Source organism: Microbacterium sp. B19 (assembly GCF_000333395.1).
Lineage (GTDB): Bacteria > Actinomycetota > Actinomycetes > Actinomycetales > Microbacteriaceae > Microbacterium.
Genome location: NZ_BADA01000301.1, coordinates 1 through 427, shown reverse-complemented (window position 1 = coordinate 427; position 427 = coordinate 1). Strand labels below are relative to the sequence as shown.

The 427-nt window shown below is 70.3% G+C and carries 1 pseudogene; it reads left to right on the top strand.

Going from position 1 to position 427, the window contains the following annotated elements:
- Nucleotides 1-427: pseudogene (locus tag I5G_RS26480) on the top strand (hypothetical protein); the annotation flags it as partial.

The following is a 427-nucleotide window of genomic DNA, read 5'->3' as shown; positions in this document are numbered from 1 at the left end:
CCGACGTTCGTCCAGCAGTTCATGGGTCAGCCCTCGCGGCCCGAGGTCGATGCCCTCGAGAACCTCAGCGCGACGATCCGCGTCGACCAGGAGCGGATGTCGCCCAATGCGCGCTCCACCGTGGGGACGGCGAGCGACGTGCACGCCATGCTGCGCGTGCTGTTCAGCCGCCTCGGGCAGCCGCACGTCGGCTCCTCGCAGGCGTTCTCGTTCAACGTGCCGTCGCTGTCCGGTGCGGGCGCCGTGACGATCGCGACCGGTGCCCGCAAGGCGACCTTCTCGATCGACGTGTGCAGCTCGAACGGCGGCGACATGTTCGCCACGATGCGCACCGCGATCGGCATGCAGCGCGCGCTCGACAACGCCCCGTCCGTCGACACCGGCGAGGTGCTCGAGCGCATCAGCCTGACGTGCGCCGACGTCGTCC